Below are 8,923 nucleotides of genomic sequence, written 5' to 3'. Positions count from 1 at the left end.
AGTGAAACGATGCATCGCCGATGGTAGTGTGGGGTTTCCCCATGTGAGAGTAGGTCATCGTCAAGATTAAATTCCAAAACCCCTGATTGCTAACGCAATCAGGGGTTTTGTTTTGGGCGGTCGAAAACCCAAACCGGTCCAAAGCTGCCGACAAATTTGCACAGTTATTTCTGAACCAGACCATTAGAATAGGCACCTAACCTTTTTTAGAGTTCGAGCCCTATCTATGCCCGATCCGGTTGATACCGTCGAGGTGTCGCAGTTACCACTGGAGGATCTGGTGGCATGCCATGAGTGCGACTTGCTGATGCGCAAACCCGCACTCGCCCTCGGTGAAAAAGCCCAATGCCCACGTTGCGGTTACGAGCTTTACGCTCACCGCCACAACGTGGTTGAGCGAAGCCTCGCTTTGGTGCTGGCTGCACTGTTGCTGTACATCCCCGCGAACTTTTTACCCATCATGCAGCTCAATCTTCTCGGGCAGTCTTCGCAGGACACCGTATGGAGCGGCGTGGTAGGTCTGTTCGATACCGGCATGCAAGGTGTCGCAGCCGTGGTGTTCCTGTGCAGCATGGGCATTCCCCTGCTCAAGCTGCTCTGCCAATTGGCGGTGTTGGTCAGTATCCGTTGGAACATCGGCCGCAGTTATGGGCTGTTGCTTTACCGCATTTACCATCACCTGAAGGATTGGGGGATGTTGGAGGTTTACCTGATGGGCGTGCTGGTCGCGATCGTCAAGCTCGCGGACATGGCCTCCATCACCATTGGCCTGGGGCTTGTCTGCTTCGTCAGCCTATTAGTGGTTCAAGTACTGCTGGAGGTGGTGATGTCGCCCCACCAGATCTGGCAAGCGCTTTCAGGAGAGGATGATCATGCGGGCGATTGATGCGGGCATTCTGATTTGTACCGAATGCCACGAGCTGAACAAGCAAGAGGCGGATACCGATGAGCAGCTGTGCACCCGTTGCGGTGCGCTGATCCATGCGCGTCGCCCCAACAGCCTTGTGCGTACCTGGGCGTTGCTGATCACTGCAGCGATCCTGTATATCCCGGCCAATCTTTTGCCAATCATGACCATCAACTCTCTCGGCCAGGGTGATCCCAGTACGATCATGGCGGGCGTGATTCAGCTGGTGCAGCACGGAATGTTCCCCATCGCTGCGGTGGTGTTTATCGCCAGTATTCTGGTGCCGACGTTCAAGCTGGTGGGCATTGGCCTGTTGCTGTTCTCGGTGCAACGTCACCAACCGTTGTCCGCACAACAACGCATTATCATGTACCGCTTTATCGAATTCATTGGCCGCTGGTCCATGCTGGATATCTTCGTGATCGCCATCCTGGTGGCGGTTGTTAACTTTGGGCGACTTGCCAGTGTCGAGGCCAACCTTGGTGCTGCAGCGTTCGCCAGTGTGGTGATCTTGACGATGCTTGCCGCAGTAACTTTTGATCCCCGACTGATTTGGGATAACACGGAGTCGGACGACGACCATGAGTGATTTGCCTAAAGCTAAAACCCGCCCGGCCTCTAACTGGTCGGCCATTTGGGTGCTTCCCCTGATTGCGCTGATCATCGGCGGCTGGCTGGGATGGCGTGCCTATTCCCAACAGGGCATCGAGATCCAGGTGCGCTTTGAAAGTGGCGAGGGCATCCAGGTCAACAAAACCGAAGTGGTCTACAAAGGCATGACGGTGGGCAAGGTCAAAGCCTTGGCCCTGGATGACGAAGGCAGCAATCGCGGGGTGATCGCCACCATCGAGATGAACAAGGACGTCGAGCAATACCTCAAGACCAACACACGCTTCTGGCTGGTAAAGCCCAGCGTCAGCCTCGCCGGTATCACCGGCCTGGAAACCCTGGTCTCGGGTAACTACATTGCCGCCAGCCCTGGCGATGGCGAGCCCACGCGCAAATTCAAGGCGCTCTCCGAAGAGCCGCCGTTATCTGACGCCAAGCCTGGCCTGCACCTGACCCTTAAAGCCGATCGCCTCGGCTCACTGAACCGCGGCAGCCCGGTGTTCTACAAACAGATCCAGGTTGGCCAGGTCAAAAGCTACTTGCTGTCCGAGGACCAGAGCACCGTCGAGATCAAGGTCTACATCGAGCCGACTTACGCCAGCCTGGTGCGCAAACACACGCGTTTCTGGAACGCCAGCGGCATCAGCATCGACGCTAACCTGTCCGGCGTAAAAGTGCGTAGCGAATCGCTGTCCAGCATCGTCGCCGGCGGTATCGCGTTCGCCACCCCTGAAAATCGCAAGGACAGCCCGCCGACCGATCCGAGTCTGCCTTTCCGTCTTTATGAGGATTTCGACGCCGCCGCCGCCGGCATCAAGGTCAAGGTCAAGCTCACCGACTTCGAAGGCCTGCAGGCTGGGCGCACCCCGGTCATGTACAAGGGCATCCAGGTTGGTAGCCTGAAAACCCTGAAGATTGACCCGGACCTGTCCAGCGCCCATGCCGAGCTGACCCTCGACCCGCTCGCCGAAGATTACCTGGTGCAAGACACGCAGTTCTGGGTGGTCAAGCCGTCCATCTCCCTGGCCGGCATTACCGGTCTGGAGGCGTTGGTAAAAGGTAACTACATTGCCATCCGCCCCGGCGACAAAGGCAGCGCACCGCAACGTGAGTACGTCGCCCGCGCCAAGGCGCCCCCACTGGATCTGCGCTCCCCCGGCCTGCACATGGTGCTCTTCACCGACAACCTAGGCTCCCTGGATGTGGGCAGCCCGATTCTCTACAAACAGGTCAAGGTCGGTTCGGTGCAGAGCTACCAGTTCTCGCGCAAGAACAAGCAACTGGTGATCGGCGTCCACATCGAGAAGGAATACGAAAACCTGGTCAACGGTTCAACGCGTTTCTGGAACGCCAGCGGCGTCACCTTGACTGGCGGCCTCACCGGCGGCATCCAGGTGAAGAGTGAATCCCTGGCCAGTCTGATGGCTGGCGGTATCGCCTTCGAAACCCCGGAACAGAATGTACCGTTGAAAAAACGTATCCCGCGTTTCCGCCTGTTTGCCGATCGCGACGCGGCCAACCAGCACGGGACCCTGGTGACCATCAAGGTTGATCGCGCCGACGGCCTGCGCCCCGGCACGCCCGTACGCTTCAAAGGCCTCGACGTGGGCAAGATCGAGAACGTCGACCTCAGCGCCGACATGCAGTCGGTACTGCTCAGCGCCCGGATCACCCAAGTGGCTGATCGTATTGCGCGCAGCGGCAGCCAGTTCTGGGTGGTCAAGCCTGAGCTGGGCCTGATGAAAACCGCGAACCTGGAGACCCTGGTCACCGGCCAATACATCGAAGTGCAGCCCGCCGTGAAAAACGCCGGGCCGCAAAAGAGCTTCGTCGCGTTGGACAAGCCACCAGAGGCTGTTCACCAGCAAGAAGGCCTGAGCCTGGTCCTCAGCGCCGCACGCCGTGGTTCGTTGAAGGAAGGCGTGCCCGTCACTTACCGTGAAGTCACTGTAGGCAAAGTCACCGGCTACGAATTGGGCCAGACCGCCGACCGGGTGCTGATCCACATTTTGATCGAACCTAAATACGCACCACTGGTGCGCAGTGGCAGCCGCTTCTGGAATAGCAGTGGGTTTGGTTTGGACTTCGGCTTATTCAAGGGGGCGACGGTGCGCACGGAATCTCTGGAGACGTTGGTGGCCGGTGGTATCGCCTTTGCCACGCCGGATGGCGAGCGCATGGGCAATGCAGCGCGACCGCAGCAGACGTTCCCGTTGTTTGATAAGTTTGAGGATGAGTGGCTGACCTGGGCGCCTAAGATTCCATTGGGCAAATAGGCCGAGGCGCGGCCATCGCGGGCAAGCCCGGCTCCCACATGGGAATGCATATCTCCTGTGGGAGCCGGGCCTGCCCGCGATGAGGCCCTCAACATCACTGCAAAACCCCAGCCCATAAAAAAGGCCGCGATCCATACAGATCGCGGCCTTTTTACATTTCAGCGCAGTGGCTTAAACCTCATCCAACTCCGGCTCATCCGCCTGCACATTCACCGCCGCCTTCACCACATCATGACGACGGATGTACTTCCAGTCCGCCTCATCAATGTAGATACCATTCGGCCCGCTGCCGCCTTCCAGGTCGATCGCCACTTGGGCGGACACCTGCGGCTTCACACTGGCCAAAATCGGCACAAAGCCCAGCTGCAAACTGGTTTCCAGCAACGCCGCCTGGTTCTTCTCATCGATGTCCGCTGCCTCATCGAGGTAGTACGGTAAACGCACGCGCCCGGCCTGGTCACGGTCCATCAAGTGCAGCAACAAGTACATGTTGGTCAGCGCCTTGATGGTCATGGTGGTGCCGTTGGACGCCGCGCCGTCGATGTCGGTGTGAATCACCGGCTGGCCATGCACCTTGGTGATTTCAAATGCCAGCTCGAACAAGTCCTTGAGGCCCAACTGGTTATGGTTGGCGGCCACAAGACGGGCCAGGTATTCCTTGGCCTCTTCGTTCTTGTTGTCCTGCTCGGCGCTCTGGCTCAGGTCGAACACCGACAGGGTTTCGCCTTCTTCATACTGACCGGCACTGTGGATGATCTGGTCGATATGCTTGAGGGCTTCCTTGTTCGGCGCCAGCACGATGCGGAAGCTTTGCAGGTTGGACACCTGACGCTTGTTGATCTCGCGGTTGAACAAGGCTAACTGGTGCTCAAGGCTGTCGTAGTCGCTGCGGATATTGCGCAAGGTCCGCGCAATATCGGTGACGGCTGCACGGCGCGCCTTGCCGAGGGTCAGGGCTTCATCGGTGCGGTGCGCATAAGCGTTGATCAGCAATTGCAGACGACGCTCTACGTCATCCTCGCTGTCGAACTTGGCCACGCCCTTGAGGCGCACCTGTGCATACAGCGCCTCAATCTGGCCATCAGCGCGCAGCAAACCTTGCCAGCTGTCCTGATAGTCATTGAGCAATGGCAACAGGTTGTCCATCGAGTCGTCGACCGGGTCCATAAACGGTGTGCCGAACGGCAAGTCGGCCGGCAACAACTGACGGCGGCGCAGGGCGTCATCCAGCGTGCGTTGCTTGGCTTCCATATCGCCGATCTGACGGCCGACCAGTTGCAGCTTGGCCGACAACTGCTGGACACGCTCGGTGAAGGCATCACTGGAGCGCTTCAACTCATCTTGCGCGGCTTCCATCTGCGCCAGGTTTTCGAGCTTCTCGCCTTCTTCCGCGCTCAGGGTTTGCGCGCGACGGAAGTCTTCCAGCGCCTTCTGCGCATCCAGCACTTGCTGGTACAGGGCTTCGGTCTGGGTCTTGCTCGCCGCACGGTCAGAGGCTACGGCCTGCTGCGTCTTGAGCTGCTTGAGTTCTTTTTCCAGGCGCTCTTTCTGGTCGCGCAACGCCGCGCGATCGGCCAGCGCCTGCAAGGCCGGTGGCTCAATATGGGAGATGTCGATCGACAGCCCCGGCACTTCAAATTTTTCACCCTTGAAGCCATCGAGGATCTGCTCCAGGGATTTAACCCACTGGCCGTCCTCATCCAGCGTGATGCCATGCTCGCCCAGCGGCAAACTGAACAACGAACTGTTGAACAGGCGCATCAGACGCTCGACGTCCTGTTGTGAGAATTCTTCACGCAGTTTGGCGTAACTGTTGTTGTCGGCATGGTCGAGCTGTTGCTTGACCGACTTCAGGCGTTTCTCCAGGTCACGCAAGCGCTCATCCAGGTCCTCAGCGCTGAACTGACGGGATTGCGCCAGGGCGCCCGCCAATTCATCGTGGGCATCCTTGGCCGCCAACAGTTGCTGCTCCAGCACCTTGACGTCATCCACCAGCGCAAAGCGATGCTTAAGCACCGACAGCTCGCCCAACCAACGCTGGATGCCACTGATCTCGCGCTCCAGGCGCATCAGCTCCTGGGTACCGCCACGCTGATCGTTTTGCAGCGCGTCCTGCTCGTTACGGTAGTGCTCGGCCTGGATGGTCAGCTCTTCCTTGCGCGCACTGGCGTAGTCTGACCAGGTGCCGAGCAACGAATCCAGCAAGGGCGACAGGCGATGCAATTTGCCGCGCAATACATCGCGCAAGCGCACGCCATTGGCGAGCGCTTCAACCAGCGGCCCGGCAGCCACCAGCGAGTTGTAGTCCTGCTCCATGCGCCTTACATCACGGAAGGCTTCTTCGCACGCAGCGATGTAGTCCACGCTGCCGGAACGCAGGCTGTGTTCGAACGCATCCAGGAACAATTGCTTGAGCTTGGCCGCGGTGATTTCGCGCATGTGCAGCAGGTTGATAAACAGCGCGCGGAAGGTCTTCAGGCTCTGTTCGCTGGTGGAACGCAGCGGAATCAGGGTCAGGTCCAGTGGGATTGACGTGTGGCCACCGACCAGCAAACGGCGCAGTTCATCCGGTTTGAGTTCGTAGGCTTTAAGGCCTTCGCGCTCAAGGTTGGTGAACAGCTCTTTTTGACGCAGGCAGGTGTCGTTCTTCTGGTAGTGGGCCAAGTCCAGCTTGCCGGCATAGGCAAAGAACTGGTGACCGAAACCACCGCCCGGGCCGCGCCCGACCACGCCGATTACGTGCGGGCCGTGGGGCAGCGAGACTTCCACGAGGATGTAGCTGGTGTCGGTGGCAAAGTAGAAGCGCCGCGATTGTTCCAGGGTGTACTTGCCGAAACTCATGTCCGACATACGCGCCAGGATCGGGAACTGCAAGGCGTTGATCGACGCAGATTTACCCAGGTTATTCGCGCCGTACACCGACAACGGTTCCTCCAGCGGGAACAAGCCCAGGCTGTAACCCGCGGTGTTCAATAGGGCGAAGCGGCGGATGCCGTAACGTTCCTTACTCATGCGTCGGTCTCCTGTTCTTCGGCAATGGCGCGGGCCAGGGCGTCTTCTTCGCTTTCTTCTGCGAAGTCGCTGAGGTCCAGCGGGTCATCGGTTTTCAGCAGTTTTTCATCGCTGTCTTCATCGATGATTACCGGCGCCGGCAATGGCAACACACTGTGCACGCTGGCGGCCAGGTCACGGTCCTGCTGCACGGACAGGCACACATCAAGGAAGCGGTGCATCGGCGGCAGGAAGCGATAGATGCCGTTGTCTTCGCTGGCAAAACCCAGTTGGGTCATGCGGCGCATGATCTTTTCTTCGAGCTCTTCCTGGGTCTGCACTTCGGCCTGGATAAACAGGTCGCGGTACTTTTCCAGCAACGACGGCAACTCATCGCGGCCCAGGCTGCCGCCATCGAGCACGGCGACCGGGTCGCGGCCTTGGTCGGCCAAGTGCTCGACGATGATGAAGGTGAACAGCGCCAGACGTTGCGCGGTCTTGTTGACCTGCGCCGCAGCCACGGCAGTGTCCGGCACGAAGTAGTAGAAACCGCGTGTGTCACACACCAGCTCAAAGCCCAGGGCCTTGAACAGTGTGCGGTACTGGTCCTGGAAGTTCGACAGTTGTGCGTACAGCTCCGGGTCGCGGCGGCTGACGTGGTAACCCTTGAACAGCTCGCGAAAGATCGGTGCCAGCTGGGACAGTTCGGATAGATCAAGATGCATAAGGCGTGCTCGCAGAATTCTCGGTGGCATCGGTGCCAGCCGGGAGCAGGGCGAATGAGCGCAGGCTGACCTGGTGCTCGTGTGTGTGGTAGTCGCGGCGTTCCAGGCGTTCGCGCTTGAAGCGTTTTTCGCGCGAGAGCCGTGAGAACCAGTACAGCAATTCATCGGTGGCGCCGTCCGGTTCCTGCTCCAGCAGCCAGGTCATCAGGTCCGGCATCGGTAGCGCGTCTTCGCAGCGCTCGAGCATTTCCTTGACCGTGCGCGGCGCACGCTGGGCTTCGCCCTTGTGGGATTTGTGCGCCTTGGGGAAACGCGCCGGTTTCGGCTCGAAATTGGCCAGGGCATACACGTACGCTTCGACCTGGCTGGCACTGCCCAGGAAGGTACTTTGAGGCCGGGTAAACATCGGCATCGCCGCTTGCGGCACCGCGTCCAGGCCTTTACGGCGAATGGCCGACAAGGCCAGCGCCGCGCCACGGGTCACGGCGTTGTGGCGGCGCGCTTCTTCGCGCAGCGGCAGCAGCAGTTCGCGGGCATGGCGCAAGGTGAGCTGGGCGCTGGTTTGCATTTCGAGGATGCGCGCGTGAGTACGCAGCAGCATATCGTCGTCGACCAGATGGCCGAGGCGTTGCTGCTCGGTGAGCATGCGCAGCAGCACATTCTCGACCTTGCGCACGCCTTGCTCGAAGGCGCCGTCGGCGTTCACCAGTTGGATCATGGGTTCGACGTATTCGTCCCAGGTCGCCAGTACCTCGGCGTAACGCTGGCGCAACGGGATTTGCCGGTCGCTGGTCTTGGCGCGGTCGGCCACGGCCGCCAGGGCTTGTTCGTCGTTGGCGAGTTTTTTCAGCACGTCCCGCACACGCATATCCAGCAAGCGCAGTTGGCGGGCCAGGTCGTGGCCATCACGGATGTCAAAGGCGTCCTGGATGTAACCGGCCAGACGCTCAAGGTGGCGCAGGTAGGCTTCGATTTCCAGGCACAGGCCAAGCCGGTGCTCCTTGCGAAGATAGGCGAGGAAGTCGTGGATCTGTGCATTGAGCTCGAAACGGTTCGGGCTCTTGGCGACAGGCACCAGGATATCCAGGCGAATCCACACGTCCAACAGGCTGGTGATGTCCTGTGGCGTGCTGTCCAGTTGTTGGGCCGCCAGTTGTGCGCGCAGCTCGCCCAGGCTCAAGGTGCCTTGGTCGAAGTGTTCGCACAGTGGCTCAAGCAGGGCCCAGTGTTCGGCGAGGGCGCGCAAGACGCGCTTGGGTTCGATCATCGGAATGGCCGGCTGGTTGGCGAATAAAAGTCGCGATTGTACTGCATCAGGCGCGGGATTTATCCACAGCCGGTCAGTGCGCAGTGGGCGATTGTTACCGAACAGCGGTAGAATCCCCGCTCTTTAGTTATCCACAAGTGGCCGAGCT

The 8,923-nt window shown here is 59.5% G+C and carries 6 protein-coding genes; 3 read left to right on the top strand and 3 right to left on the bottom strand.

What is annotated here, in order from left to right:
• Window positions 1–226: 226 nt before the first annotated feature.
• Genes GIW28_RS26315 through GIW28_RS26305 form a run of 3 tightly spaced genes read left to right on the top strand, consistent with a single transcriptional unit; the run spans window position 227 to window position 3,792 of the window.
• The gene (locus GIW28_RS26315; protein WP_138453443.1) at window positions 227–886 is read left to right on the top strand and encodes a paraquat-inducible protein A; all 660 of its coding nucleotides are present in this window, start codon (window positions 227–229) and stop codon (window positions 884–886) included.
• Complete coding sequence (locus GIW28_RS26310) at window positions 873–1,496, top strand: paraquat-inducible protein A (protein ID WP_017134539.1); 624 nt, start codon at window positions 873–875, stop codon at window positions 1,494–1,496. The genes GIW28_RS26315 and GIW28_RS26310 overlap by 14 nt, the downstream gene beginning before the upstream one ends.
• Window positions 1,489–3,792, top strand: a complete 2,304-nt coding sequence (locus tag GIW28_RS26305) for a PqiB family protein (protein WP_017134538.1) — start codon at window positions 1,489–1,491, stop codon at window positions 3,790–3,792. The genes GIW28_RS26310 and GIW28_RS26305 overlap by 8 nt, the downstream gene beginning before the upstream one ends.
• 171 nt (window positions 3,793–3,963) lie before the next feature.
• On the opposite strand, the gene mksF is transcribed toward GIW28_RS26305, so the two are convergent.
• From mksF to mksB, 3 genes are read right to left on the bottom strand one after another with little or no spacing between them, the layout of a single operon-like run.
• The gene (mksF, locus tag GIW28_RS26300; protein ID WP_236447039.1) at window positions 3,964–6,804 is read right to left on the bottom strand and encodes an Mks condensin complex protein MksF; all 2,841 of its coding nucleotides are present in this window, start codon (window positions 6,802–6,804) and stop codon (window positions 3,964–3,966) included.
• Window positions 6,801–7,508 (bottom strand): Mks condensin complex protein MksE, encoded by a 708-nt coding sequence (gene mksE, locus GIW28_RS26295; protein ID WP_017134536.1) that lies wholly within the window; start codon window positions 7,506–7,508, stop codon window positions 6,801–6,803. Before mksE ends, mksF begins: the two co-directional genes overlap by 4 nt.
• Window positions 7,498–8,775 (bottom strand): Mks condensin complex protein MksB, encoded by a 1,278-nt coding sequence (gene mksB / locus GIW28_RS26290; RefSeq protein WP_017134535.1) that lies wholly within the window; start codon window positions 8,773–8,775, stop codon window positions 7,498–7,500. The genes mksE and mksB overlap by 11 nt, the downstream gene beginning before the upstream one ends.
• Window positions 8,776–8,923 lie beyond the last annotated feature (148 nt).

The organism is Pseudomonas sp. PA-5-4B (genome assembly GCF_021606215.1).
Classification (GTDB): Bacteria; Pseudomonadota; Gammaproteobacteria; order Pseudomonadales; family Pseudomonadaceae; genus Aquipseudomonas; species Aquipseudomonas edaphica.
Note: the sequence above shows the minus strand (reverse complement) of the source record. Positions and strands in the feature narration are given on the sequence as shown.

Excerpts from the sequence above, each read along its gene's own strand:
- GIW28_RS26305 (WP_017134538.1), top strand. The coding sequence starts at position 1,489 with ATGAGTGATTTGCCTAAAGCTAAAACCCGCCCGGCCTCTAACTGGTCG.
- GIW28_RS26315 (WP_138453443.1), top strand. The coding sequence starts at position 227 with ATGCCCGATCCGGTTGATACCGTCGAGGTGTCGCAGTTACCACTGGAG.
- mksB (WP_017134535.1), bottom strand. The coding sequence starts at position 8,775 with ATGATCGAACCCAAGCGCGTCTTGCGCGCCCTCGCCGAACACTGGGCC.
- mksE (WP_017134536.1), bottom strand. The coding sequence starts at position 7,508 with ATGCATCTTGATCTATCCGAACTGTCCCAGCTGGCACCGATCTTTCGC.
- mksF (WP_236447039.1), bottom strand. The coding sequence starts at position 6,804 with ATGAGTAAGGAACGTTACGGCATCCGCCGCTTCGCCCTATTGAACACC.
- GIW28_RS26310 (WP_017134539.1), top strand. The coding sequence starts at position 873 with ATGCGGGCGATTGATGCGGGCATTCTGATTTGTACCGAATGCCACGAG.